Annotated in this window: 22 protein-coding genes, 2 tRNA genes and 1 other RNA gene; 11 read left to right on the top strand and 14 right to left on the bottom strand. The window is 60.8% G+C overall.

What is annotated here, in order from left to right; all coding sequences use genetic code 11:
• Positions 1–4 precede the first annotated feature (4 nt).
• The 4 genes from U5K31_00110 to U5K31_00125 all read left to right on the top strand — a co-directional run bounded on the left by U5K31_00110 (position 5) and on the right by U5K31_00125 (position 6,730).
• Positions 5–3,523, top strand: a complete 3,519-nt coding sequence (locus tag U5K31_00110) for an efflux RND transporter permease subunit (protein ID MDZ7771148.1) — start codon at positions 5–7, stop codon at positions 3,521–3,523.
• An 87-nt stretch (positions 3,524–3,610) separates the two neighbouring features.
• On the top strand, positions 3,611–4,018 hold the full coding sequence (locus U5K31_00115; GenBank protein MDZ7771149.1) for a DUF4293 family protein: 408 nt from the start codon (positions 3,611–3,613) through the stop codon (positions 4,016–4,018).
• Entirely contained in the window at positions 4,018–4,935 is a 918-nt protein-coding gene (locus U5K31_00120) for a DMT family transporter (GenBank protein MDZ7771150.1), read from the top strand. Before U5K31_00115 ends, U5K31_00120 begins: the two co-directional genes overlap by 1 nt.
• Positions 4,936–5,203: 268 nt before the next feature.
• On the top strand, positions 5,204–6,730 hold the full coding sequence (locus tag U5K31_00125) for a transporter substrate-binding domain-containing protein (GenBank protein ID MDZ7771151.1): 1,527 nt from the start codon (positions 5,204–5,206) through the stop codon (positions 6,728–6,730).
• Here U5K31_00125 and U5K31_00130 read toward each other — a convergent pair.
• The 5 genes from U5K31_00130 to U5K31_00150 form a co-directional block, all read right to left on the bottom strand.
• Positions 6,717–8,450 carry a PP2C family protein-serine/threonine phosphatase gene (locus tag U5K31_00130; GenBank protein ID MDZ7771152.1) on the bottom strand — a complete coding sequence of 578 codons (1,734 nt, stop codon included), beginning with the start codon at positions 8,448–8,450 and terminating at the stop codon, positions 6,717–6,719. The genes U5K31_00125 and U5K31_00130 overlap by 14 nt on opposite strands.
• A gap of 4 nt (positions 8,451–8,454) precedes the next feature.
• Positions 8,455–8,877, bottom strand: a complete 423-nt coding sequence (locus U5K31_00135; GenBank protein ID MDZ7771153.1) for an ATP-binding protein — start codon at positions 8,875–8,877, stop codon at positions 8,455–8,457.
• Positions 8,878–8,889: 12 nt separating this feature from the next.
• A complete protein-coding gene (locus U5K31_00140; GenBank protein MDZ7771154.1) occupies positions 8,890–9,246 on the bottom strand; it encodes an STAS domain-containing protein in 357 nt (118 codons plus the stop codon).
• A gap of 392 nt (positions 9,247–9,638) precedes the next feature.
• Positions 9,639–10,547 carry an alpha/beta hydrolase gene (locus tag U5K31_00145; protein MDZ7771155.1) on the bottom strand — a complete coding sequence of 303 codons (909 nt, stop codon included), beginning with the start codon at positions 10,545–10,547 and terminating at the stop codon, positions 9,639–9,641.
• 52 nt (positions 10,548–10,599) lie between these two features.
• The gene (locus U5K31_00150) at positions 10,600–11,076 is read right to left on the bottom strand and encodes an SPOR domain-containing protein (protein ID MDZ7771156.1); all 477 of its coding nucleotides are present in this window, start codon (positions 11,074–11,076) and stop codon (positions 10,600–10,602) included.
• Positions 11,077–11,204: 128 nt separating this feature from the next.
• Here U5K31_00150 and U5K31_00155 point away from each other — a divergent pair, with 128 nt between their 5' ends.
• Positions 11,205–11,486 (top strand): hypothetical protein, encoded by a 282-nt coding sequence (locus U5K31_00155; protein ID MDZ7771157.1) that lies wholly within the window; start codon positions 11,205–11,207, stop codon positions 11,484–11,486.
• An 87-nt stretch (positions 11,487–11,573) separates the two neighbouring features.
• Here U5K31_00155 and U5K31_00160 read toward each other — a convergent pair whose 3' ends face one another.
• The 5 genes from U5K31_00160 to U5K31_00180 all read right to left on the bottom strand — a co-directional run bounded on the left by U5K31_00160 (position 11,574) and on the right by U5K31_00180 (position 15,332).
• Positions 11,574–12,176, bottom strand: coding sequence for a hypothetical protein (locus U5K31_00160; GenBank protein ID MDZ7771158.1), 603 nt, complete (start codon positions 12,174–12,176; stop codon positions 11,574–11,576).
• Positions 12,166–12,678 carry a sigma-70 family RNA polymerase sigma factor gene (locus U5K31_00165; GenBank protein MDZ7771159.1) on the bottom strand — a complete coding sequence of 171 codons (513 nt, stop codon included), beginning with the start codon at positions 12,676–12,678 and terminating at the stop codon, positions 12,166–12,168. The genes U5K31_00160 and U5K31_00165 overlap by 11 nt, the downstream gene beginning before the upstream one ends.
• Positions 12,679–12,789: 111 nt before the next feature.
• Positions 12,790–14,202 (bottom strand): coniferyl aldehyde dehydrogenase, encoded by a 1,413-nt coding sequence (locus tag U5K31_00170; GenBank protein MDZ7771160.1) that lies wholly within the window; start codon positions 14,200–14,202, stop codon positions 12,790–12,792.
• Entirely contained in the window at positions 14,199–15,014 is an 816-nt protein-coding gene (locus tag U5K31_00175; protein ID MDZ7771161.1) for an SDR family oxidoreductase, read from the bottom strand. Before U5K31_00175 ends, U5K31_00170 begins: the two co-directional genes overlap by 4 nt.
• Before the next feature lie 36 nt (positions 15,015–15,050).
• Positions 15,051–15,332: a hypothetical protein gene (locus tag U5K31_00180; GenBank protein MDZ7771162.1), complete on the bottom strand. Its 282-nt coding sequence runs from the start codon at positions 15,330–15,332 to the stop codon at positions 15,051–15,053.
• A 51-nt stretch (positions 15,333–15,383) separates the two neighbouring features.
• Here U5K31_00180 and U5K31_00185 point away from each other — a divergent pair, with 51 nt between their 5' ends.
• The gene (locus tag U5K31_00185; GenBank protein ID MDZ7771163.1) at positions 15,384–15,848 is read left to right on the top strand and encodes an Rrf2 family transcriptional regulator; all 465 of its coding nucleotides are present in this window, start codon (positions 15,384–15,386) and stop codon (positions 15,846–15,848) included.
• Between the two features lie 79 nt (positions 15,849–15,927).
• Here the strand turns inward: U5K31_00185 and U5K31_00190 are convergent.
• Positions 15,928–16,003, bottom strand: a tRNA-Arg gene (locus tag U5K31_00190).
• 172 nt (positions 16,004–16,175) lie between these two features.
• On the opposite strand from U5K31_00190, the gene U5K31_00195 reads away from it, so the two are divergent.
• Complete coding sequence (locus tag U5K31_00195) at positions 16,176–18,632, top strand: DUF5686 family protein (protein MDZ7771164.1); 2,457 nt, start codon at positions 16,176–16,178, stop codon at positions 18,630–18,632.
• 137 nt (positions 18,633–18,769) lie between these two features.
• On the opposite strand, the gene U5K31_00200 is transcribed toward U5K31_00195, so the two are convergent.
• The gene (locus U5K31_00200; GenBank protein ID MDZ7771165.1) at positions 18,770–19,582 is read right to left on the bottom strand and encodes an OmpA family protein; all 813 of its coding nucleotides are present in this window, start codon (positions 19,580–19,582) and stop codon (positions 18,770–18,772) included.
• Between the two features lie 271 nt (positions 19,583–19,853).
• Here U5K31_00200 and U5K31_00205 point away from each other — a divergent pair.
• Positions 19,854–19,927, top strand: a tRNA-Ala gene (locus tag U5K31_00205).
• A gap of 235 nt (positions 19,928–20,162) precedes the next feature.
• Positions 20,163–20,262, top strand: an RNA gene (ffs, locus tag U5K31_00210) — signal recognition particle sRNA small type.
• 57 nt (positions 20,263–20,319) lie between these two features.
• Here ffs and U5K31_00215 read toward each other — a convergent pair.
• The gene (locus U5K31_00215) at positions 20,320–21,276 is read right to left on the bottom strand and encodes a YpdA family putative bacillithiol disulfide reductase (protein ID MDZ7771166.1); all 957 of its coding nucleotides are present in this window, start codon (positions 21,274–21,276) and stop codon (positions 20,320–20,322) included.
• Between the two features lie 85 nt (positions 21,277–21,361).
• Entirely contained in the window at positions 21,362–22,312 is a 951-nt protein-coding gene (locus tag U5K31_00220; protein MDZ7771167.1) for an alpha/beta fold hydrolase, read from the bottom strand.
• 145 nt (positions 22,313–22,457) lie between these two features.
• Here U5K31_00220 and U5K31_00225 point away from each other — a divergent pair, with 145 nt between their 5' ends.
• Both U5K31_00225 and U5K31_00230 read left to right on the top strand, forming a co-directional pair.
• Positions 22,458–23,006, top strand: a complete 549-nt coding sequence (locus U5K31_00225; GenBank protein ID MDZ7771168.1) for an acyl-CoA thioesterase — start codon at positions 22,458–22,460, stop codon at positions 23,004–23,006.
• The gene (locus U5K31_00230) at positions 23,003–24,652 is read left to right on the top strand and encodes a Ppx/GppA phosphatase family protein (GenBank protein ID MDZ7771169.1); all 1,650 of its coding nucleotides are present in this window, start codon (positions 23,003–23,005) and stop codon (positions 24,650–24,652) included. The genes U5K31_00225 and U5K31_00230 overlap by 4 nt, the downstream gene beginning before the upstream one ends.
• Positions 24,653–24,684 lie beyond the last annotated feature (32 nt).

Here is a 24,684-nt window from a genome sequence, read left to right on the forward strand (position 1 = left end):
TACCATGAGTCAATCCACAGAGCATTCCAACGGGGGACCCCGCGAAGGGCGGCAGACGGGCGGAGCCGCCAGCCAGAAAGAGTTCGGCCTGACCTCCTTTTCCATCGACAACCGTATCAGCGTGCTGGTCATCCTTATGCTGGTGGCGGTCTTCGGCATAAACTCCTACGTCAACCTGCCGAAGGAGTCCTCCCCGGATATCACCGTGCCCAACATCCTGGTGATCACCACCTACCCGGGCGTTTCACCTGAGGATATGGAGAGCTTGGTCACGCGTCCCCTCGAGGACGAGCTGGCCGGCATCTCCGACATCAAGGAGATGACTTCTACCTCCCTGGAGGGCTACTCCAACGTCACCCTGGAGTTCGAATCGGACATCGACATCGACGAAGCGCTGCAGAAGGTGCGCGAGAAGGTGGACCTGGCCAAGCCGGAACTGCCTTCGGAGGCCGAGGATCCCGTCATACAGGAGATCAACCTCTCGGAATTTCCCATCATGCAGGTCAACGTCTCCGGCCAGTACGACCTGGTGCGCCTCAAGGAGATCGCCGAGGATCTGCAGGACCGTATTGAGGCCATCCCCTCCGTGCTGGAGGTGAACCTGGCCGGGGGACTCGAGCGCGAGGTGAAGGTGGACGTGAACCTGCCGCGCCTCAAGTACTACGGACTTGCATTCGGCGACGTGATCGCCGCCATTCAGTCCGAAAATGTGACCATACCCGGCGGATCCATCGACGTGGGCAACAAGAAGTTCCTGCTGCGTGTGCCGGGCGAATACGATACGGTGCGGCCCATCGAGGACATCGTGGTAGACGCCCCGGGCGACCGTCCCATCTACGTACGCGACCTGGCGGAGGTGACCTTCGGCTTCAAGGAGCGCGCCACCTATGCCGAGCTTGAAAATGATCCCGTCATTACCCTCTCGGTGGTAAAGCGCAGCGGGGAAAACATCCTGGAGACCTCCCGTGCGGTCAAGCAGATCCTCGACGAGGCCCTGCCGGCCCTGCCGCCCACCACCAACTTTGAGATCACCTCCGACCAGAGCAAGGACATCAACTCTATGGTAAGCAGCCTGGAGAACAACATCATCAGCGGACTGTTGCTGGTGATCGGCATCCTGCTATTCTTCCTGGGCATACGCAACGCCTCCTTCGTGGGCGTGGCCATTCCCCTGTCGATGTTTCTATCCTTTATCGTGCTGAGCGTGCTGGGACAGACCATGAACATGATCGTCCTCTTTTCGCTTATCCTCGCCCTGGGCATGCTCGTGGACAACGCCATCGTGGTGGTGGAAAACATCTTTCGTTACCTGGAGGAGGGCTTCGACAACTTTGAGGCTGCCAAGAAGGGTACCGCCGAGGTGGCCGTGCCCATCATCACCGGCACACTGACCACTCTGGCTGCCTTTACCCCGCTGCTCTTCTGGCCGGGGGTGGTCGGGGAGTTTATGGGCTTCCTGCCGCTGACCCTCATCATCACCCTCAGCAGCTCCCTCTTTGTAGCCCTGGTGATCAACCCGGTGCTCTGCGCCCTCTTCATGACCGTGGAATACACCGAGGGAAGCGCCAAACCCTCCATGACGCGAAGGGGTCGCATCCTCGTTGCCGCGGTGATGGGCCTCTTCCTGGCCGCCATGCTGCTGAGCAGTTTCCTGACCTGGAGCATGCTCATTGTGGCGTCGGGCCTGCTCTGGCTGGCCTACCGCTACGTGCTGAATCCCATCGGCACCTGGTGGCAGCGGAAGGGGCTGTCGCGTATGCTGGACCGCTACGAGCGGGTGCTGCGCTGGTCGCTGGACCACGGCAAGAGCATCGTGGGCATCTCCGTGCTGGTGCTGCTCTCCAGCTTCGTGGTCTTCGGCATGTTCAATCCCGGAGTGGAGTACTTTCCGGAGGATATCCCCCCGGCGCGGGTCTACGTGCAGGTGGAGGCGCCCGTGGGCACCAACGTCGACTTCACCAAGTCGGTGGTCGACCGGCTGGAGAACAAGATTCCCGATATTCCCAACAACAGCGACATCGAGACGTTCCTGAGCACCTCGGGATCGGCCATCTCCTCTAATCCCATGGGCGACGGGGGCAACTCCTCCCACCTGGGCACCATCGTACTCAATTTTGTGGATTACCAGCAGCGGGAGGGCTCGAGCTTTGAAACCATGGAGTACGTTCGCAGCAACTTCAGCCGGGGCCTCGCTGGAGCCAACGTGACCGTGCAGGAAGAGCAGGGGGGTCCCCCCTCCGGGCCGCCCATCAACCTGGAGATCTCGGGCAGCGACATCGCCGTGCTGGAGCGCCTCTCCGGGGAGATCCTGACCATCATCGAGAACGATCCGGTCTACAGCAAGCTGGATGCCCTGGAGACCGACATGCCGGAGGCGCGTCCCGAGGTCCGGGTGGACGTAGACCGCGAGAAGGCGGCCATGTACGGCCTTTCCACCCAGATCATCGGCAACACCGTGCGCCAGGCCATCAACGGCGTGGAGGCCTCCCAGTACCGCGACGGCAAGGACGAGTACGACATCACGGTGCGTCTGGCCGAGCAGTACCGCCAAGACCTGAGTACCCTGCAGGACCTCACTGTGGTGGAGGAGGGACGTCAGATCCCCCTCTCCAGCGTGGCTACCTGGGAGATCACCGAGGGCCTGGGCGGCATCAATCATGTGGAGCAGGAGCGGGTGATCACCGTCTCCGCCCAGGTGCGCTCGGGCTACAACGCCAACGCCGTGCTGGGCGAGGTGCAGGCCGTGGTGGACGACTACCTGGGCAGCGAGATCCCCGGCGGCTACCGCACCAGCTGGACCGGCCAGCAGGAGGACCAGCAGGAGGCCATGGAGTTTCTGTCCGGAGCCTTTCTGATCGCGCTCTTTCTGATCGCCTTTATTCTCATTTCACAGTTCAACTCCCTCAGCAAACCCTTTATCGTGATGACCTCCGTGCTGATGTCCACCGCCGGTGTTTTCTTCGGGTTGGTCATCTTCCAGATGCCCTTCGTGATCATCATGACCGGAATCGGTGTGATTTCCCTGGCCGGGGTGGTGGTGAACAACGCCATCGTGATGATCGACTATATCGACATCCTGCGGCGCCGCGACGGCATGGACCTCTACGAGGCGCTGGTGCAGGGCGGGAAGGTGCGTTTCCGTCCCGTTATCCTTACCGCGCTGACGACCACCATGGGACTGGTGCCCCTGGCCGTCGGATTCAACCTCGATTTTATCACCTTGGTCAACGATCCGGTCCTCTTTTTCTCCGACATCGGGGCCTACCTCTACTGGGGGGGAGAGCAGGCCGCCTGGTGGGGTTCCATGGCCGTGGCGGTCATCAACGGCCTGATTTTCGCCACCTTCCTGACGCTGATCCTGGTGCCCGTGCTCTATTATCTCTTTGAAAAAGGCCGCCGCGGGGTAAACCTCTTCTTCTACGACACGGTAAATCCGGGTATTATCAAGGAGAGCCGCATCAACGGCAACGGTGCTGCGATGGTTTCGTCGGAGGGGGAGGAGGACACGGTCCCGACCTCGTAGAAGGAGCCGGGATGAGCTCCTGAAGAAAAAACCCTATCTTCAGGACTCGCACACCGCACCCCCAATTCTTAACCGCCATCTGACACGGTGATACAACGCATTCAATCGGTACTCCTGCTGCTCGCAGCCGTCCTGAACGTGAGCGTCTACTTCAATGCCCTTTTTCAGCACGCCACCAACGACCCCCAGGCGTGGGTGGGCTGGGGCTTCGCACTGATGCTGGGTCTGTCCACCCTGGGCGCCCTGGGCTGTATCTTCCTGTACCGCGACCGCCCCGGCCAGGTCCGCTGGATAGGCCGGAGCCTAGTGGTGCAGGTGACCACCCTGGGCTACGCCCTCGGCATCCTGGTCTCCCTCGGGGGCTTCGGCCCCTTCCTGTGGGATGAGGCCGTGGGCGTGCTGATCGTGGCGCTGGCCCTGGCGGCGCAGCTCTACGCACGCAAAAAGGTGCGTGACGACGAGGAACTGGTGCGCTCCATGGACCGGATCCGCTGATGCCCGACTCCCCCACGCCCAAGGTCATTGCGGCACTGGCGGTGGGTCTCATCTCCTTCGGCTTTGCACCCATTCTGGTCCGTACGGCCCCCGACACCTCGCCCCTGGTACTGGTAACCTGGCGCACGGTCATCGCCGTACTGCTGCTGGCCCCTTTCTGGCTGGCCTATCGCGATTCGTCAGATCACCCCGAAAAGGCGCGTGAGCGCCGCCTGATGGCGCTTTCCGGACTCTGCCTCGGCTTGCATTTCACCTTCTGGCTCTCCTCTCTCTACTACACCTCTGTGGCGTCGGCCTCTGTGCTCGTGACCATCCATCCCATTATTATGATTGTGGTGGAGCGCTTCTGGAAGGGCCGGCGTTTCCCGCTGGCTACCTGGGCTGGGGTTTTTCTGGCCTTCGGGGGCTCGGTGATGCTGGGCATTGCCGACAGCCAGGTGGAGCAGGATTTCGCCGATCCACTCTTTGGAAACGCCCTGGCCTTCGCCGCAGCCCTGATCTTTGTCGTCTACCTGCTCATCGGGCGTGAAATCCGACAGCGCCGGGCGTGGGTCGATTACGTATTTCCGGTCTATTTCTTCGCCGCCCTCACCTGCGCCGTCATCGCCCTGGGGGCGGGAGACGACCTTACGCGCATAAGCACGGCCGGTATTTGGGCCGGGGCCGGGCTGGCCATCGGACCGCAGATTATCGGTCACGGGTCGATGAACTACGCCGTGAAGTACGTCTCACCCACCCTGCTCTCCACGCTTGTGCTGGCCGAGCCTCTTTTCGCCTCCCTGCTCGCCTTCCTTTTCTTCGCCGAAATGCCCCCGACGGCTTCCATCGCGGCCATGCTGGTTATCCTGGCCGGCGTCGCGCTCTCCTGGCGCAAAAAAGCTCGAAAACAGACCCAGGTACGTGAGCAGGAGGCCTGAAATGGTAATAATTGCCTGCTATGGAACTCTGTGCAGCCGATTGGGTGTAAAGATGCAAACGATATGCTCTTTTCCTTCGTTACTGGAAGGAAATCAAGGGTTTGACACGCTATTAACGAACATTAAATCGTTCTTAAATACCGAGAAAAGGGCGATTTTTTGAATATCTTGATCGTGAGAACCGAGACATGCCGTGCCCGTAGAAGGTACGAGACGCCCGGTACACAAGCCGCCGGGTAGATTCTTCTTTCGAACCAACTCCTGCTGCATGCATACGCTTGCCAACCGGTTGTCATCAGGTTTTCTTTACCTCCTGCTGTCGTCGGCCCTGATTGTTACGGGCTGCGCCGGCGAAGGCCCGGGACCTCCCGGGGACGACGGCCTGAATGTGAAGGTCCCCGAGCCGCAGGTCGACCGCGACTGGGCTGATATCAAGGAGAGCGGAGTCCTGCGCATGATCACCCGCTACAGCTCCAACACCTACTTCCTGCACCAGGGACTGGAATGGGGTTTTGAGTACGAGCTGGTCAACGAATTCGTACGTGAGCACGACCTGGCCCTGGACGTGGTCATTGTGGGCCCGGGCGAAAATCCCTACGACCTGCTCAACAGCGGGGAGGGCGACCTGATCGCCGGGCACTATACGGTGACCCCGGAGCGCCGCAGGTACGTGACCTTTACCCGTCCCTACAACCTTGTAAACCAGCTCCTGGTCTATTCCGACCGTCTCACCCCGCAGCCCTCCTCCGTGGAGGAGCTGGCCTCCTCGGAGGTCCCGATAACCATCAAGCGCAACAGTTCCTACTTTTCGCGCCTGCAGGAGCTGCGCAACGACGGCCGGGAAGTCACCCTTCAGATGGTGCCCGGCGAAAAGGATACCGAATCCCTGCTTTTTGACGTCTCCCAGGGCGACTACCTGGCCACCGTGGCCGACAACAACATCTTCCAGGCGACAAACCGGTACATGCCGGGGCTGGTCAGGGGACCCACCATCGCGCGCGATGACTCCGTGGCCTGGGCCATACGCAAGAATGCCCCGGACCTGGAGACGCAGCTCAACCGCTATCTCTACAAGCACTTCCGCCTCGGGGGACCCGATGAGCCTCCCAAGCGGTCGGCTTTTCTTAACATTCTGCGCAAGCGCTATTTTGAAAACAGCAGCCGCATCGCCGAATACCACAGCCCCGAATCGGCCGTCTCGGGATCGGGCATCATCTCGCCCTACGACGGACTCATCCGGGAGGTAGCCGACTCGGCTGGCATCGACTGGCTCTGGATCGCCTCCATCATCGCCCAGGAAACCAAATTCAATCCCGACTCGGAAAGCTGGGCCGGGGCGGTGGGACTCATGCAGGTGATGCCGCGCTTTTCGCAGGTGGAAGACCGAGAAATGCTCTACAACGAGGAGGTTAACGTGCGCGAGGGCGTGCGCATCATCTCCGAACACCTGGAGCACTACGCCTATATGGACAGCACCAACCAGTGGGCTTTTGCCCTGGCCACCTACAATGCGGGCATGGGACATGTGGCTGACGCCCGCCGTCTGGCTGTCGACCTGAACAGGGATCCCAACCAGTGGGCGAACGTTGAGGACGCCTTCCTGAAGCTCATGCAGCGGCAGTACTACAAGGATGCACGCTACGGATTTTGCAGGGGCATCGAGACGGTGCGCTACGTGAAGGAAGTGATGAACCGCTACCGCACCTACGAGAGCATTCTCGCCATGGCCGACCATAACCGGCAGGTAACCGAGGCGGGCATGGGAGGGGTGTTCAGCATGTTCAGAGAACCCTGACCACGATCAGGGTCACGTCGTCGTACTGGATGTCTTCCGAAAAGCGGTTGATGTCGTCCACAATGGCCTGCAGCAGCGCATTCGCCTCCTTGTCGCGGTTGGTCTTGATGCAATCGTAGAGACGCTCCTCCCCGTACTCCTCGTCCAGTGCAGGATTCATCGCTTCGGTGACCCCGTCGGTGTAGAAGACCAGCAGGTCGCCGGACGACAGCTGCACACGCCCCTCCTCGTAGGGCTGCATGGTGGGCATGGCGCCCAGGATCAGTCCCCCTTCCGACAGCTCCTCCACCTCCCCGGCCCCGCTGCGCAGCCAAACCGGCGGATTGTGGCCTGCGTTTACGTAGCGCAGACGTCTGCTTTCCGGATCGATGGCACCCCAGAAGAAGGTGATGAACTTGTCGCTGGGCGTGTTGCTAAAAATGATGTCGTTGACCCGGCCGCTCGCCTCGCTGAGGGTGATGTCCACCGGAAGCAGCACATGCAACATGGCCTGCAGGTTGGCCATCAGCAGGGCGGCAGGAATGCCCTTGCCGGTGACGTCGCCGATGGCAAAGAGCAGCTCATCGCCGGGCGTCTCCAGAATGTCGTAGTAGTCCCCGCCCACCTGGTGGGAGGAGATGTTGGCGGCGGCGATGTCCAGGCTTTCGCAGGAGGGGATGGGGTCGGGCAGCAGGCCCTGCTGGATGCTTTTGGCGATGCCCAGCTCCTCTTCGAGGCGCTCCTTTTCGATGCGTTCCTCCAGCAGGTAGGTCTTCTGGATGGAGAGGAGGGCCAGGTTGCCCAGGGAGCGCAGGAAGTTGTAGTCGGAGGCGCTGTAGGCCTCCTCGTTGGCGCGCGCCCCCACACCCACCAGGGCCACGCGTTCGCTCTGGAACTGAAGTCCTATGACGGCTCGTATCTCGTTCTTGGCCAGGAAGGGCACCTTCTCCTCCAGCTCCTCGTCCACTTCCGTGAGCTCTTCATCCAGGCCGTAGAGCAGGTCGATCTCCTTTTGGGAAAGGCTGCCCCGTGTTCCCGTGCTGGTCACCACCTGCCGGCGTCCCTCGTACTCAAGCACAAAGAAGAACTTACGGATCAGCATCTGTCCCAGCATGGCGAACTTGAACACCCGGATGATCTCCTCCCGGTCGACCATCATGTTGAAATCCTTGCTCAGGTCGAACAGGGTGTTCAGCTCGTAGACCTTGCGGTCGAGCATGCGGTTGATGCGGCGCAGCTCGGTGAACATGCGCGAATTGGCGATGGCCACCGAAGAGATGATGCTAAGGCTCTCCACGAAGTCGGTCTCACGCTGGTTGAGCGCCTCCCCGCTTCCCTTGGAGCCCAGGCAGAGGTAGCCCAGGTGGTTGTTGCTGGTGCGCAGGTTGAAAAAGGTGCAGTTGGATTCTCCATCGATCATTTTGGGCACCGGAAAGCCGTCTTCGTGGGGACGGATGACCGGCCGCGCCTTCGCCTCCTCGTCCCACCCAAGATCCAGCGTCGCCTGTTCGGCCGGGGTGCCGCGTCCCTTGGACTTGTGGACCACGTAGGTGTCGGCCCCGGGCTGGTAGATCATCACCACGCCGCGGGTCACCAGCAGTTTGCCCATAGTGATGAGCAGCAGGTTGTTCAGCACGAAATCCATGTCGTGCGACTCGATGAGCAGGCGGGAGGTCTCCAGGAGGGTCCGCAGCTCGAAGCGGGAATGGCGGTCGTCGTTCTGTGTGGAGGAGGGGCTCACCCGTTCAGCGTTTTTTGATCATGCGGATTTCGTTGAAACCCGACTGCTGGTTGTACTCCACGTCGTCCATCAGCTTTCGGATGAGGTAGACGCCCACGCCGCCGCGCTTTTTTTCCTTGATCTTTCTGCGCACGTCAGGTTTGGAGTAGTTACGGGGGTCGAAGGCGTTGCCGGTGTCTTTCAGGGAGATCCAGAATTCGTGGGTGTTGTACCCCAGCTCGATATCGACCGACTTCCGGTTGTCGTTCTGGTAAGCGTGTTTGATGATGTTGGTATAGGCTTCGTCTACAGCAAGTCGGATGTCCGCAACATCCTGTTGTTTGAAACCGAAATCGGAGGCATGCCCGGCCACAAAGTCGCGCACCCGTGCCAGGTGTTCCGTCGAAGCCTTTACCGTGATGCTATGTGTGGTTATACCGTCAGACAAGGTCGGGCACGCTTAGTTTACATCCTTTTCGAACTTTTCAATGGCCTCCTCCTCGTCCTCCATGATGTCGTAGAGGGTGGGAAAGCCGAGCAGGTCAAAGACGTTGTACACGTTTTCGTTCATGTTGGTGAGCTTGATATCACCCCCCAGGCTGCGCACGTCTTCGATGTAGGCCATAAACACCCCCAGGCCCGCGCTGGCGATGTAGTCGAGGTGCTTGCAGTTGACGATGATCTGGTGCTTCTCATCGTCGATCAGTGATTTGAGGGAGTTTTCGAGTTGGGAGGCGGTATGCGCGTCAAGTTCCCCGCTGATCTCCAGAACGTCGAAAGACGCGACCTTCCTGTGATTGATTTTGAAGTTCTTCATTGCTGCGGATTTGATGATGTATGCGGTTCCTTGCTGTAAACAAGTCGTAAACATAACAAAAATTGCGAACAAGGCACGCAAAAAAGACGTCGTATTCGCCTCGTATAAGCCGTTGAGGGTATCCCGTCAGCCGTGCGGAAGAAGGTCCGCGATGGGGGAACGTGTTGCCTACGATTGGGGAGGGGCGGAAGATTCAAAAAAAAGAGGACCTCACACGTATCAGGTGTGAGGTCCTGACTATTCATCAAGAGAGACGCTACTTGAGCGCACTGAAAAGTACATAAATACCTAGGTATAAAACAAGTTAAAAGGAAAATTAATGTTATTTAACAATTGGAGAGGCGGGAATCACAGGCAGTGCACCTGGGAAGGGCTATTACCCGGTACGGGTTCTACGAATTCTGCCCCTTTCTTTCGAGCAGGGGACCCAGAAAATCGACGGTGTCGCCGGTGAGTCGGTCTACCGCACCCGAAAGCTGTCCGTTGCAGATGACGTGATCTCCAGCTTCCGGGTAGGCCGCCAGGCGGAGCTGTTCCTCCGGGGTGCCCAGCCCACGGGCCATCCGGGCAATGGCGGGAACCGAGACCACCCGGTCGCCCGGCCACCAGCCGGTGAAAAGGGGCTGGTTGACACGCGACCAGCCGGCCGGGGTCATGGTGCGCTCCACCAGCGCGCCCAGCGCCAGCAGGCCCTGCAGGGCGTATTGCGAATACCAGATCTTGCTCTCGCGGAGGGAGGCCGGGCTGGACCGCAGCAGGAAACGCCGGCCCGGAACGCGGGCAGCCAGTCGGCGTAGATGGCGGTTTTTTAGCAGGCGCGACGGGATTCCGTGAAAGTCGACGAGTGGAGCGTAGAGCACCAGGGCACGGATACGGTCTCTGTACTCCTCCCGCCCGGCCAAATCCAGGGCCAGGGTGGCGCCCGTGGAGGTACCCATCAGCACCACCTGCCGTCCCAGCCGAAGGCCGGTTTCCAGCGCGGTGCGCGCGGAGGCGGTCAGATCTTCGGCCCGGAGGTTTTCGAGGGGGCGGTCGTGGACCAGTCCATGTCCACTGAGCCGACCCAGCAGCAGATTGCAGCCCAGACGGCGGGCCACCCGGAAATGCACCGGGTCGCCTTCCAGTGGACCAGCCTTGAAGCCGTGCAGGTAGACCAGGCAGCAGGAGGAGCGCTTCGGGCCGGCCGGGCCCCAGACAATGCGGCTCCGGGCTTCCTGCCGCAGCCCTGACACGCGGTTCTCCCTCCGCTGCAGCCAGCTTTCAACGGCTGCGGGGTCACTGGGGATATGATCCGTGATCATGGGAGGTGCGCCTTGATGCGCGCGATGCCCGTGCAAGGGATGCTGCTCCGGCTCAGGACTCCGCGCCGGATTGCAGGTCCGTAATCCACGACTCCGCACCGTACTCCTCCATCAGACGGTCCTGCAGATTCCGGGCCATCTCCAGTTCGGGCAGCCGTCCGAGACGCACGCGGAACCAGATGTCACCGGTGGCCTCGTTGCCATGACGAATTACATAAGCATTTTCGTAGCCACGTTCTCTCCAGGTGGAAATCTGGGCTTGGGCCTTGTCTTCCGAGCGCCAGGCCTCGACCTGGACGGACCAGCGCCCGTCCTCGCTGAATTGAACCATGTTTCGCCGGCGTTCCGCTTCGCGGGCCTCGGCCAGGGAATCCTGGCGCGCCTGCTCGATACTATCCTGGCGTACCTGCTCCAGGGAATCCTGGCGGACTTGCTCCAGGGAATCCTGGCGCGCCTGTTCGCGTTGCCTGATTTCCTCTTCGCTGGGTCCGCAGGCATTCATGAGGCCGATAAGTACGGCTGCGGTCATTAGGAATATGCTTGCTTGTTTCATATGATGAAATTGAATATCACGGTTTTTCAACTGCCCTGCAGACAAGTTTACAAAAAAATGGGCAGTTGGGAAACGAAACCGTCAACATTGACCCTTTCTTACCCATGTCCCTGCTAGGATTACTACTGTTGCTGCTTATCGCCTCCATCTGCGGCGGAATCGGCCAGAGCATCGCCGGCTACTCGCTCGGCGGATGCCTGGTCTCCATCGTGGTGGGCTTCATTGGCGCCCTCATCGGCAAGTGGATCGCCGCCGAACTCGGGCTGGCCATGATTTTTCCGGTCACCATCGAAGGAGAGGTCTTTCCCGTCTTATGGTCCATTCTGGGCGCTGCCCTCTTCACGGTGGTTGTAGGCATGCTGACACGCGGCCGGTCCCGACGCTGAGTCAACCCCGACGGAGTCAGCCTGCCCGGTCTGAGCCTAGAAAGTGTATCCCACGGAGAGCGCCTGGACATAGCCGCCCCGAAGTGATCAGGATTCCTCCCCGTCACGAATAAACTCCATGGCTTCCTCTAGCTCCTTTTCCAGGGGTGCGAATTTCCGGCGCACCGTGTCGCGGTTGCGCTTCCATACCCAGCCCCCCATGGCCAGCACCAGTGTAATGTAGCCTGCCTTGAAGGCCCAGCCGGACTGGAATCCCAGGGCGAAGATCAGCAGCCCCACCGTCAGCGGCAGGATATACCACCAGGCGATGCTTCCCAGCAGCTTCTTCTGTTCGCGCACGCGCCGCAGTTCCCGCTCCAGGTGTACGGCCATAGGCAGGTCCACCATCGGCCGATCCTCCGTCTTGTGAACGTCGGTGGTCTTGAGGCGGTACCAGACCAGCAGGGCCCCGCTCACCAGCACCACGCTGCCCACCTGCTGCAGCAGCGACTCGGTTACAAAGAAATAGGCGCCGAAGAAGATGATGACCGCAATGCAGGCAAGTACCTCCAGGCGGTCGCGTGAGCGAATGCGCTCCTCGAAGGAGATCATCCGGTTATTGATGAGCATGAGCAGCTCGGAGCGGCTGTAGTTGGCTCCAGCTGCAGCTTTCTGTTGTTTCCAGATATCCTTCAGTTCGTCAAGCTCCATTTTCTTCCTCGATGATTTTAGAGAGTTTCTTTTTGATGCGGTGCAGTTTTACCCCTACATGGTTCTCGGTGATATCGGTTACGTAGGCGATTTCGGCGTAGCTGAAATCCTCCAGGTACATCGACAGGATGGCCTTTTCCGATGGATTGAGATGGGATATGGCGTCGTAGAGGGTCGTGACGTGTTCCGGGGACTCCCCGTCGCCTGGGCGGGTCTGCCTGCGTCCGCGCCTGGAGACCTCTTCCCGGCGGTAGCGGTCGTGATAGTCGCGCCGGGTCCGCTTCTTGCGTACGAAGGAGATGGCGGTATTGAGGGCGATGCGGTAGGCCCAGGTGTGGATGGAAGCCCGGTCTTCGAAAGAGGGAAACGCACGCCATACCTGGATCAACATCTCCTGGTAGAGGTCTTTCTCCTCCGCGCTGCGGTCGGTATAGATGCGGCACAGGTGGTGGAAGCGCTCTTCGTTCTCCTCGACCAGCTCAAGAAACTGTTCTTCGGACATGGTGTTGCGGTTACATTGGGTTTGCCGGCACGTTCTTCCCGGCCTTGCATGGGTTGGTCGTCCGCCGGTGCCTGAATCTTACAGGATATTCCGTTCGGAATGCCGGGCCGATCATCGGGCGATGCGCAGCAGAAAGTCGGTCAGCCGGCGCTTGAGGCGGGTGTAGGGGGGACGAAGCAGGGCCCCGGGCGAAAACCGGCCCTGGTGCATGACGGCGCGTTTGTGCGAGAAGGTGCGGAAGCCGTCGAAACCGTGGTAGTTGCCCATGCCGCTGGGACCCACCCCACCGAAGGGCAGATGGTGCTGTACCAGGTGGAATATGCAGTCGTTGAAAGTGACCCCGCCGGAGCGGGTCTCCTGCAGCACCCGCTGGCGCCTGCCCCGGTTTCGGTCGAAGTAGTAGAGGGCCAGCGGATGGGGTCGGCCGTTAATGAAGGCGAGAGCCTCATCGAGGCTTTCGTAGCTCAGCACGGGCAGAACGGGCCCAAAAATTTCCTCCTGCATAAGGACCGTGGCCGGGTCGGACCCGAAGAGTAAGGTGGGCGGGAAGACCCCGTTTTCGGGAGTACACGTCTCCTTTCCTGGATTGAGTGTGACCACCCGGGCACCGCCGGCACGGGCTTTTTCCACACCCTCCCGGAGCCAGTCGTAGTGCTCCCGTCCCAGGATGCGGGTATAATCGTCGTTGTCCACCAGCCGGGGATAGAAACGGGACACTGCCCGGCGCGCCTCCCGTTCAAAGGCCTCTTCCTGTCCGCGCGGCAGCAGCAGGTAGTCCGGTGCCACACAGGTTTGACCCCCATTGTAGAGTTTACCGGCCATGATGCGGCGCGCTGCTATATCCGGGGGATAGCTCCGGTGCACGATGGCGGGGGATTTGCCGCCCATCTCCAGGGTGACGGGTGTGAGGTTTTCAGAGGCCGCACGCATCACCTTACGCCCGATGTGCGAGGAGCCGGTGAAAAAGAGATGGTCGAACGACAGGGAAGAGAAATCGGCCGCCAGATCGGGTCCACCGGTCACGCAGCATACGTAATCGGACTCGAAGGTGCGTTCCACCATTTCGGCAATTTCCGCGGCCGAGCGGGGGGCGATCTCCGAGGGCTTCAGCATCACATGGTTACCGGCGGCCAGGGCGTCCACCAGAGGCGCCAGCGTGAGTTGCACCTGGTAGTTCCAGGCGCCCAGGATGCCGGCCACGCCCAGGGGCTGGTACTCATAACGTGCCGAGGCCGGCAGAAGAAACCAGGTTCCCGGAACGCGTTCGCCCTTCATCCAGCTCCGGAGGTGCAACCTGGCGTGGCGGATTTGATCGTGCAGCGGAAAGAGTTCCAGCAGGCGGGTTTCGTCGCGGGATCGTCCCCCGAAATCGGCGTCCAGCGCGCTTGCCAGTCGCTCCCCATGCTCCTCCAGGGCGATGCCCAGCCGCCGGAGGGCGTCCATGCGCCGCCGGTAGCCGGGCGCGCCGCGGGCAAAGGCCCGCTTTTGCCGCTCAAGTAGTCCCGTGAGATCGGTATTACTCATCGGTCGCGTCCCTTGAAGGTTTTCATGGAGTCGTAGATGCCAAACCAGTCGCCCACCACCTTGTCGAAGAGGCGGGAGGGCAGCAGACCCCTCAGCATGGGCAGCAGGTTGACGATCCATGGCATACGCAGGTGGCGGCTGCCGCGGTCTATGGCCCGGACGATGCGGGCTGCTGTCCTGCCGGGGTCGAGGATGGGCAGCAGGGGGGAGCGCACCCCCTCGAACATGCCGGTGTCGATGTAGTAGGGGGCCACGGTAAGCACCTTCACGCCGCTCTCTGCGCGCTCCATCTCCAGGTGCAGCGAATCGGACCAGCCGGTGAGGGCCCACTTGCTGGCACTGTAGGTAGCCATGTCGGGATTTCCCAGCATGCCGGCGGCCGAGGATATGTTGACGATGTGGCCACGGTCCCGTTCGATCATGCCTGGCAGCAGCTCGCGGGCCAGCAGCATGGGCGCCAAGCTGTTTACCTCCATGGTGGCGCGAATGGCCTCCGGGGACTGCAAGGCAAAGGGTCCGCCGGTCACGATCCCTGCGTTGTTGATCAGCACGTCGATAGATATGCCGGATTCCCGCACTTCGCCCAGCGCCCGGTCGACGGACTCCCGGTCGGTGACGTCCACCGTCTGTGTTGTGACAGCTCCACCGGTTTCACGCAGCTTCTGTGCGGCCTCCTCCAGGGCCTCCGGGCGGTTGTCCCAGGCCACCAGCCGGGGCACCCCGCGCTCCAACATCTCCCGGGCCATCAGGAAACCGATGCCGGAGGCGCAGCCGGTAACGAGAGCGGTCTGGTAGCGGGACAGGTAATTCATAGGCATGCAGGAATTTCCTTTTGCACACGATACGGTCTATAAGGCGGTTTTTCCACCAGGACGTGAAAGTTCCTTCAGGCAGCTTAAGGTTCGGGCGGCAAAAATGAGAGCGGCGAGCCCGAAGGCAGGGATGATGATGACGGCGGGCATAATCTCCTGTCCGAGCATGCCCATGGCGATAATTTTGGCCGTGAGGGCAACCATCATAAGCACCAGGAAGACCGGTGCCAGAAGGTAGCCGAGAGGTCGCTCCCTCAGCAGGAGCAAACCCGATACGAAAGCGAGCGGCAGCAGCAGACCCAGATCCAGTCCCTGCACGATGAGCGGAATCCCTTTTGCTTTAAGACAAAGGAGTCTTAATTTTAGATCATGCTTTTGTCTCAAGCCTGCGTTTACGGAATGCGTGCCGCCATCTACCTGGCCTCCAGGGACGACGGCGGCTATGTCTCCATCGGTACCATCAGCGAGAAGCTGGAGATCTCCGCCTACTTTCTTACCAAGATCCTGCAGGACCTGACCAAATCGGGCCTGCTGGAATCTCTCAAGGGTCCCCGCGGTGGAGTTCGCCTGAAAATGTCCGCGGGGGAGATTCGGCTCATCGACGTGGTGGAGGCCGTGGATGGCCTGGGGCTCGTCACCGATTGCATACTCGGCCTCCCCGGGTGCGGCGACCGCAAACCCTGTCCGGTGCACGAGGAGTGGGCCGAGGTCCGCAGCGAGCTTCGCGTTATGCTGGAGGAGAACACCCTGGCCGGACTGGCAGGGAAAGGCAAGAGCCTCAACCTACGCATCACGGAAGACGGGAAATTCGACTGGGCATCAGACGCCGGTTAGTTTTTAAGTCACGGTCGTCCTCCGGAAAGACCGCCTGTTCCCGTACCCCCGATATATCCCTCGTTCCGGCGGTAGGCGTTGGTACCCCCACCAGGAATCGAACCTGGATCTGAGGTTTAGGAAACCTCCGTTCTCTCCGATTGAACTATGGGGGCAGGTTATGTCCGGCGGCCAGCCGGGCGCGGCGACCGGGTCCCAACGATAAGCATTTCGCACTTTAAAACGCAAGCGGCGAGGCGGCGGTAGGCCGGCAGTCCAGGATCTGTAACATCGCGGCCGAATTGCAGTACAAGGAAACCCTGTTTATCCTTTCACCTGACCCGGACCATGAAATCATATCTCCTGATCCTTTCCATGCTGCTGGCCGTCCTGGCGGCAGCCTCCCCCGACGCCCGCGGCCAGGTTACCATACGGGGTACGGTCACCGACGCCGAAACGGGCGAAACCCTCCCCTCCACCAATATCTCCATCGAGGGCACCTATCGCGGCACCATCACCAACAAAGACGGCCGCTATACGCTGACCATCGCCGACTCCCTGCTGCCGGCCCGGCTGCGCGTGCGCTTTATCGGCTACAAGACCCAGCACCGTACCATCACCGCCGAATCGGACACCCTGCAGGATTTCCGGCTCCCACGCTCTATCCATGAGCTGGGCCAGCTTGTGGTTTCAGGAGAGGACCCCGCCATCCGCATCATGCGGGAGGTCATCCGGCGCAAGCAGATCTGGCGCGCTGAGCTGGAGACCTACCAGTCGGAGGCCTATACCCGCCAGGTGCTTTCCAACGACACCTCCATTGTCATGATCAGCGAGACCGCCTCTACGGCGTACTGGGACCAGGATCGGGGGCACCGGGAGGTGGTCCACTCGAGGCGGCAGACGGCCAACATCCAGGAGAGCGAGAATTTTACGGGGGTGAGCTATGTACCGAATTTCTACGACGACAACATCGATGTGTCCAGTTACGACGTGATGGGGGTCACCCACCCGGACGCCCTGGACTACTACCACTTCGAGATCGCCGACCGCACCACCCTTGACGGGAAGACGGTCTACGAGATGAAAGTCAGCCCCAAACGCAAGTTGCAGCCCCTATTCGAGGGCACCATCTGGGTGCTGGACGAGGAGTATGCCCTGCTGGAGGTGCGCCTGCGTCCCACCGACGTGGTCAATTTCCCCCCGCCCGTACGCGAGTTCGACACCTACTTCGAGCAGCAGTTCGACAATTACGGCGGTGATTTCTGGCTGCCGGTGGACATGCGTATCGAGGGGAGTGTGAAAATCTCCATGATCGGGTTGGAGTTCCCGCGCATCGCCTTCCGGCAGGTGGCCCGCATCACCGATTATCGTGTGAATGAGGGCGTACCGGACTCTCTCTACGAGCAGGAGGGCACCATTTCGGCGGATGCCGATTCCGTGCGCAGCGACTCCATAACTGTCCGACGCCTTGAGCCCATTCCCCTCTCCCAAAGCGAGCAGGAAGCCTACGCAAACCTGGACTCCACGGCCACCCTCGAGAAGGCTTTCCAGCCCAAGGGATTCCTGGTTACCTTGCTTGACCTGGACCTCTCAGTCGATGCCGGCGAGGGTTCCGGCGGGGGAGGTGGGGGCGATTCCGGTTCGGGCGGAAACGGCGGGAGCTCCGGCGATGGATTCAACTTGCCCGGAAGCCTGACGCCCGACCCGCGTTTCAACCGGGTGGACGAGCTCTATGCGGGGGCGCGCTATGAGATGGAACTTCTGGACGGACTGGACCTGGATCTGGGTGGCGGCTACAGCACCGGATACGGCGAGTGGAGTTACGGCGGGGGACTGGATTACGCCTTTTCCTGGGGCGGCGGCATCTCCCAGCGTCTCTCCCTCTCCGGGCGCGCCGGTACAGCCACCCGTTTCGACTCCTTTATTTACCATCCCTATATGACCCTGCTGCCCAACCTGCTGGGCTATCGGAATTACTACGACTATTACCGAAGCGAGGGAGTGGAGCTCTCCTCCACCCTTTTCATCAACCGTCACGATTTTTCCCTGCAGGCCGGGTGGCGGAGCGGGGAGCACCGTTCCCTGGAGGCCAACAGCGCGTGGGACCTGCTGGGAAGGAGCAACACGCCCCGGTTTAATCCGCCGGTGGACGAGGGCAGGCTGGCCTCGGTGTTCGTGGAGGCGGGCTACAACCGGGACACGGGCTACAACTTCGGTATTACGGGCATGAACCGCATCGAGGCGGGCCTGGAATATGCCCACCCCGACCTGGGCGGCGACTTCAGTTTCACCCGCCTCCATGCCCGCATCGACTGGAATTTTCCCACCTTTTTGAATCGCCGCCTTTTCCCCAACACCCTCGACCTGTCGCTGACAGGAGGAACAAGCGCCGGCGAGCTGCCCATGCAGCGCATGGGTACGGTGGACGGGTCCCTCGGCTTATTCTCGCCTTTCGGCAGCCTGAAGACCCTGCGGAATCGTCCCTACGAGGGCGAGCACTGGCTGGCACTCACCGCCGAACACAACTTCCGCACCGTGCCCTTTGAACTGCTCGGGCTCCGTCCGCTGGTCCAGCGCCACTGGAGCCTGATCGTTTTTGGGGGCATCGCCCGCACGTGGATTTCCGACAGCCGGTTTGCCGCCCTGGAAAACGAATTCGGGTTCATGCCGGCCGCCACTTCGCCGGTTCACTACGAGGCAGGGGTTTCCCTCAACGGCATACTCGGCATTTTCCGCGTTGATTTCGCCCAGCGTCTTGATGATCCCTCCTTCATGGTGAGCCTGAGCGTCTCCCGCTACTTCTGAACGGGCACGGCCGGTGCCGGCCCATTCCCTCCGCATCGGCATAGCGGCTGGCGGCATGTTTCGTCCAAAAAAAACGGGTCCCGATCGTCTCGGAACCCGCTTTTGATGGTCAAGAGCTTGTGCGCCCTGTTCTTGCCCTAGTTGTTGGGAGAGAACTGAAGGGTGCTGATGGGATGCGACTCGGCCCGGCGGTTTTTACGGCAACCCTGACCCGGATCCTGGTCCATGCAGGGCACGGGGGCTTTGCCAAGACCGCGCGAATTGATGCGGTCGGCGGAGATGCCGTTCTCGATGTAGAAGTCGGTCACCGAGGCGGCGCGGCGCTGGCTGAGGCGCTGGTTGTACTGGTCGCCGCCCACGTGGTCGGTGTAGGCGTCGATGCGGATGTTGAAGCTGGGTGCGTTCATCAGCTGCTGGATGTTTTCCTTCAGCAGGCGCGCGGCTTCGGCATCGATGTTTGACATGTCGAAGTCAAAGTTGACGGTGGCCAGGTCACCCTCTTCCAGCCAGGCTGGGTCGGAGGCGTCGGTGGGGTTGGTGCCCATCTCGATCTCCTGGGCGTCGGAGAATCCGTCGCCGTCGCTGTCGCTGTTGTTGGGATCGGTGTTGTGGGTCATAACCTCGTCGTAGTCGTTGAGGCCGTCCCCGTCGCTGTCCGGGTTGTTGGGATCGGTGCGATACTGGTTGATCTCATCCCCGTCGTTGAGGCCGTCCCCGTCGCTGTCGGGGTTGTTCGGGTCGGTGTTGTGGGAGTTCACTTCAGCCCCGTCGGTCAGGCCGTCCCCGTCGGTGTCTTCGTTGAGGGGGTCGGTGTTGTACTGGTTGACTTCGTCTCCGTCGGTCAATCCGTCGCCGTCGGTGTCCGGGTTGTTGGGATCGGTTCCCAGGTCCATCTCTTCGGCATCGGTCAGGCCGTCCCCGTCGGTGTCAACGGGCTCGGTCTGCTGCATGGTATCCTCTTGAGACTTACAACCGTATTGGACCGCAACGACGCCGCCCATCAGGAATAAAACGAGTAGTAGGTTGAGAGCTCTTTTCATCGTGGTGTTACTCCTCTGTTGGTTTGATTGAAATATTGGGACTGATGTTGGTTGAGATCCTTTCCGCCCGCAGTGTTAAAAAGGAAAGCCCAAAATAATGAACCTTGCCATCTCAAACAAAAAATCTGCTCGAGAGTTAGCATAAAGATGAAATTCACCCTATATTGGGAGCCTTCCAAAAGGGGCTATAGCTCAGCTGGCTAGAGCGCTTGCATGGCATGCAAGAGGTCCGGGGTTCGAATCCCCGTAGCTCCACACCCGCCTGAGTTGCGGCCGTTGACAAGCCGGGAATGATCCCTGGCATCCCGTTGCAGCCGTTGATCCCTGTTGATCTTGTTAGACCCTACTATTTACCATTTAATTGGTGATAAATCAATCGGCGGGCCGAACAGGGCATAATAGGGGCGGCCGGGCCGGGATGAAACCGGCATATTGCGGCCTATCAGGTTTGCGATGTTCCGTCCGCCGAATGTATATTTACAGTCTTTGAGGGTAAGCCCTACGCAGCCAGCTCCCTCTGAACTCCGTCAGGACCGGAAGGTAGCAGCGGTAAGAGGTCGCAGCGGCGTGATGTAGGTAGCTTACCCTCTCTTTTTTTTAGGTATTCCCCCACACGGCCTGTCTCCATTTTTAGCCGTTATATACGCTCAGCTGATCTTCGAGGCTATATCCTCTGCAATGTGTTCGGCGTGCACCCGCGAGTTTTCGATAAACAGGCTGCTGGTGTCCATGCCGCCGCAGACCACCCCCGCCACATAGACGCCGTGGCGCGTGGTCTCCAGGCTGGCGTCATCGAATCGCGGCATGCGCTTTTGGTCCTCCGTCAACTCGATACCCAAGCGGTGCATGAGCTCGTAGTTGGGTTTGTAGCCCGTCATGGCCAGTACGAAGTCGTTGGGTATGACTTTTTCGCCGTCCGGTGTTTCCAGTACCACCTCGCCGGGACGAATTTCGCGCACTTCCGTATTGAAATAGCCGGTGATTTCTCCCTCGGCAATGCGGTTTTCGATGGCCGGCTTCACCCAGTACTTGACCGACTCCTTGAGGGCATCGCTTCGTACGGCCATGCTTACCTGGGCGTTGGCGTGCCAGGTTTCCAGGGCGGCGTCCACCGCGGAATTCCCTCCGCCGATGACCAGCACCTTCTGCCAGGCGTAGGCGTGGGCTTCGTCGTAGTAGTGCTTAACTTTGGGCAGCTCCTCGCCCGGCACGCCCATCATGCGCGGCACGTCGTAGAAACCGGTGGCGGCCACCACCTTGTCGGCTTTGTAGCGGTCCTTGTCGGTCTGCACCGTAAAGGCGCCGTCCGTGCCCTCAATGGATTGAACTTCCTCGTAGAGGTTGACCGGCAGTTCGTGGTGTTCGGCCGCCCGGCGGTAGTATTCCAGGGCCTCGCGGCGCGTGGGCTTCGGGCCGTGGGAGATGAAGGGCACCCCGCCGATCTCCAGCCGGTCGGAGGTGGAGAAAAAGGTCATGTCTTTGGGGTAGTTGAAGATGCTGTTGACCAGGCAGCCGCGTTCGATGATACGCAGGGGGATGCCCCGCTGTTTGAGGGCGATGCCGGTGGCCAGGCCTATGGGACCGGCGCCGATGATGATGACCATGGAGGCTCAGATTGAGGTGAGAATGTTACGGGAGGGCAAAGATACAAAAAGGCCGGCAAGTCGGCAGCCTGTGCGGGGAGACCCGTTACAGCCGCCCGGCCAGGAAGCGCAGGAGCGTATGGCTGAGCCAGTTCCCGTACTTCCCGCGAAAGCCCACGTGGCCCCCGCTGTCCGTCAGCAGGTAATCCAGATCGGGGTTGGCCAGGATCTTCTGCATGGGCAGGGCCTCTACGGGACAGATGGGGTCCTCGCGGGAGTGTACCAGCAGGCTGGGCGTGCGGATGTCCTCCAAAAAACGGCGCGCCGAGCAGGTATAGTAGTAATCCTCGGCCCCGTTAAAACCGTGCACGGGGGCGGTGACCTTGTGGTCGAAGCCGTAGAGAGTGGTGCCCTCAAAGGAGGGCAGCTCGGGATGATGTTCCCGCTTGCGCGCCAGTTTCTGACGGAGCGTGCGGAGGAAGAGTTGTTCGTAGAGGCGGTTGAATCCGCGCGAGAGGGCCAGTGACCCCAGCTTCAGGTCGTAGGGAGCTGAGACCGCCGCGGCGGCGTAAAGGGGCGTCTCCCCGCCTTCCTCTCCCAGGTATTTCAGCAGGGCGTTGGCGCCCAGGGAAAAGCCCACGGCGGTCAGGCGGCGCCCCGGGAAGTGCCGATCCGCCCATTCGAAAACGGTGCGGTAGTCGTCGGTCTCCCCGGAGTGGTAAAAGCGCGGGCGGCGGTTCATCCGGCTGCCGCAGCTCCGGAAGTTTACCGCACACGCCGCAAACCCTTCCGTCGCGAGCGCCCGCATCATGGAGGCCATGTAGTAGCGGTCGGAGGAGCCCTCCAGCCCGTGGAAGAGCACCACGCAGGGCCCCTCGTTCTCCTCCCCCGCCAGGTCCAGTTCCAGAAAATCGTCGTCGGGCGTGGGGATCTCCACACGCCGATGGGGAGGCTTGCTGGTGTCGCCCAGCAGGGAGGAGGCGATGGTCTGGGCGTGTCCCCCGCGGCACCATGCCGCAGGACGGAAGGGGACGGGGTCTCGGAGGGAGCTCTGCATGCGTCAGGTTGAGGCTGTGGACGGTCGTGCGACGCCGGGGCGCCAGATTAAATTGCTGTTACGAATGCGGTAAAAAATAAACTATCTGGACATAAGTCTGTATCTTTGGACGAAATCCCAACAGAGAAGAGCTGCAGACCTGACGATGACCCACCGATTCGACGACACCGAGCCCGTACAGACCGATTCCAACAAGAAAACCGTATCGGCTTCGCGCGTACGCATGAATGAACTGGTCATGCCCAACGACACCAATCCCCTGGGCAACCTGATGGGGGGACGTCTGCTGCAGTGGATGGACATCTGTTCGGCCATATCCGCCCAGCGCCACTGCAACCGCAACGTGGTGACGGTGTCGGTGGACAACGTGGAGTTCAAGAACGCCATCAAACTGGGCGAGGTGGTGGTGATCGAGGCCGAGGTGACCCGCGCCTTCACCACCTCCATGGAGGTGGCCATGCAGGTCTGGTCGGAGAACCTGCGAACCGGCGACAGGGAACTCTGCACCACTTCGTTTTATACCTTTGTATCGGTGGACGCCGACGGCAAGCCGGTGCCCGTACCCGGTATCATCCCCGAAAGCGACTTCGAAAAGGAGCGGCATGAGCAGGCCGCCGAACGCCGCGAGATGCGACTGAAGATCTCCCGGCAGAATCTCGAGGCCCACCGCAGGAATAAAAACCGCGAATCATGAGTTCTGTGCCCCCAAAGGCCTCCCCCAGCAATGGGGTGCCCGCCAAGCGTATCGCGGCCATCGACCTGGGCACCAACTCCTTCCACACGGTCATCGTAGATATCTATCCCGACCGGAGTTTCCGGACGGTGGACAAGCTCAAGGAGATGGTAAACCTGGCCGGGAAGGGCATGCAGCGCCGCCTGGGCGCGGAGGCCATGGAGCGGGGCCTTTCGGCCCTGCGCAAGATCAGGATGCTCTGCGACAGCCTGGGCGTTGAAGACATTCTGGCCTACGCCACCAGCGCCATCCGGGAGGCGGAGGACGGCGGGGAGTTCATCCAGCGGATGATCGACGAGATCGGTATCAAGGCCCACGCCATCTCCGGCATGATGGAGGCGCGCCTGATCGCAAGGGCGGTGATGCACGCGGTCACCCTGGATGAGGAGCCCGTGCTGATGGCCGATATCGGGGGAGGCAGCGTGGAGCTGACGGTGGCCGGACGCGACCGCTTCCATCATGCCTGCAGCCTCAAGATCGGGGTGGCGCGCATGGCGGCGGAATATGTGGCGTCAGACCCCCTTTCCAAGGGGGAGATCAAAAAGCTGCGGGCGCGCTACCGAAGGGAGCTGGAGCCCATGGCCGAGGTAATGGAGAAGCACCCCGTCCGCACGCTTATTGGTACCTCGGGCACCATGGAAAACATCGCCCTGATGATCGCTGCACGAAAAGACCTCAACGCCTCCCTCACCCTCAACGAACTGGAGTTCAGACAAAAGGATTACCGCGACTTCTATCGCGAGTTTATTAACATGGACCGCAGGGAGCGTCTCACGCAGAAGGGACTGGAGGAGAAGAGGGTGGACATCATCGCGCCCGGCGTGGTGTTGCTGGACCACCTGATCCGTTCGTTCGGCATCGACAGGATCAAGATTTCCGAGTTTGCCCTGCGTGAGGGGATGATTCTCCACTACATCGACAAGCAGAAGGAACAGCTCGACATGGAACTGAAGATCAGCAGGGAGATCGGCCCCGATCCGCGCCGGCGCAGCGTGCACGAGCTGCTGCGCAAATGCGACTGGCACGAAAGCCACTCACGGCACGTGACCGACCTTGCGCTGCAGCTCTTCGACGCCCTGCAGCAGGAGCTGAAGCTGCCGGAAGGCGACCGCGAGCTGCTGGAATACGCTTCCCTCATGCACGACATCGGCTATTACATTTCCCACCGCAAGCACCACAAACACGCCCTCTACCTGATCCGTAACGCCGACCTGAAGGGCTTCCGCGAAGACGAGATCAATCTCATGGCCAACGTGGCCCGCTACCACCGCCGCTCCACGCCCAAAAAGCGGCACAAGCGTTTCCGGAAGCTGGACAAGCCGCTAAAATCAAGAGTGCGCAGGCTCTCGGCCCTGCTGCGGGTGGCCGACGGGCTGGACCGCAGCCACTATCAGAACGTGCGTAGGCTGGAAATTGAAAGGGACGAGGAGCGTCTTCGTCTGCTCATCACCACCGAAGGCGACCCGGAGCTGGAAATCTGGGGCGCCATGCGCAAGCGCCACCTCTTTGAGGAGGTCACCGGTTGCCGCCTGGAGATTCACCGGCTGCGCGGGGGCGAGGTGGTTGAAACCGAGCAGCCCGACCCTTTCCCCGAGTACAAGTCCTAGATGTCTCCGGCCGATGGCGGCATTTCCCGTTC

It is taken from the genome of Balneolaceae bacterium (genome assembly GCA_034521445.1).
Classification (GTDB): domain Bacteria; phylum Bacteroidota; class Rhodothermia; order Balneolales; family Balneolaceae; genus JAXHMM01.

Excerpts from the sequence above, each read along its gene's own strand:
- U5K31_00110 (MDZ7771148.1), top strand. The coding sequence starts at position 5 with ATGAGTCAATCCACAGAGCATTCCAACGGGGGACCCCGCGAAGGGCGG.
- U5K31_00120 (MDZ7771150.1), top strand. The coding sequence starts at position 4,018 with ATGCCCGACTCCCCCACGCCCAAGGTCATTGCGGCACTGGCGGTGGGT.
- U5K31_00125 (MDZ7771151.1), top strand. The coding sequence starts at position 5,204 with ATGCATACGCTTGCCAACCGGTTGTCATCAGGTTTTCTTTACCTCCTG.
- U5K31_00140 (MDZ7771154.1), bottom strand. The coding sequence starts at position 9,246 with ATGAAGAACTTCAAAATCAATCACAGGAAGGTCGCGTCTTTCGACGTT.
- U5K31_00145 (MDZ7771155.1), bottom strand. The coding sequence starts at position 10,547 with ATGATCACGGATCATATCCCCAGTGACCCCGCAGCCGTTGAAAGCTGG.
- U5K31_00150 (MDZ7771156.1), bottom strand. The coding sequence starts at position 11,076 with ATGACCGCAGCCGTACTTATCGGCCTCATGAATGCCTGCGGACCCAGC.
- U5K31_00155 (MDZ7771157.1), top strand. The coding sequence starts at position 11,205 with ATGTCCCTGCTAGGATTACTACTGTTGCTGCTTATCGCCTCCATCTGC.
- U5K31_00160 (MDZ7771158.1), bottom strand. The coding sequence starts at position 12,176 with ATGGAGCTTGACGAACTGAAGGATATCTGGAAACAACAGAAAGCTGCA.
- U5K31_00165 (MDZ7771159.1), bottom strand. The coding sequence starts at position 12,678 with ATGTCCGAAGAACAGTTTCTTGAGCTGGTCGAGGAGAACGAAGAGCGC.
- U5K31_00170 (MDZ7771160.1), bottom strand. The coding sequence starts at position 14,202 with ATGAGTAATACCGATCTCACGGGACTACTTGAGCGGCAAAAGCGGGCC.
- U5K31_00175 (MDZ7771161.1), bottom strand. The coding sequence starts at position 15,014 with ATGAATTACCTGTCCCGCTACCAGACCGCTCTCGTTACCGGCTGCGCC.
- U5K31_00185 (MDZ7771163.1), top strand. The coding sequence starts at position 15,384 with ATGCTTTTGTCTCAAGCCTGCGTTTACGGAATGCGTGCCGCCATCTAC.
- U5K31_00195 (MDZ7771164.1), top strand. The coding sequence starts at position 16,176 with ATGAAATCATATCTCCTGATCCTTTCCATGCTGCTGGCCGTCCTGGCG.
- U5K31_00200 (MDZ7771165.1), bottom strand. The coding sequence starts at position 19,582 with ATGCAGCAGACCGAGCCCGTTGACACCGACGGGGACGGCCTGACCGAT.
- U5K31_00215 (MDZ7771166.1), bottom strand. The coding sequence starts at position 21,276 with ATGGTCATCATCATCGGCGCCGGTCCCATAGGCCTGGCCACCGGCATC.
- U5K31_00220 (MDZ7771167.1), bottom strand. The coding sequence starts at position 22,312 with ATGCAGAGCTCCCTCCGAGACCCCGTCCCCTTCCGTCCTGCGGCATGG.
- U5K31_00225 (MDZ7771168.1), top strand. The coding sequence starts at position 22,458 with ATGACCCACCGATTCGACGACACCGAGCCCGTACAGACCGATTCCAAC.
- U5K31_00230 (MDZ7771169.1), top strand. The coding sequence starts at position 23,003 with ATGAGTTCTGTGCCCCCAAAGGCCTCCCCCAGCAATGGGGTGCCCGCC.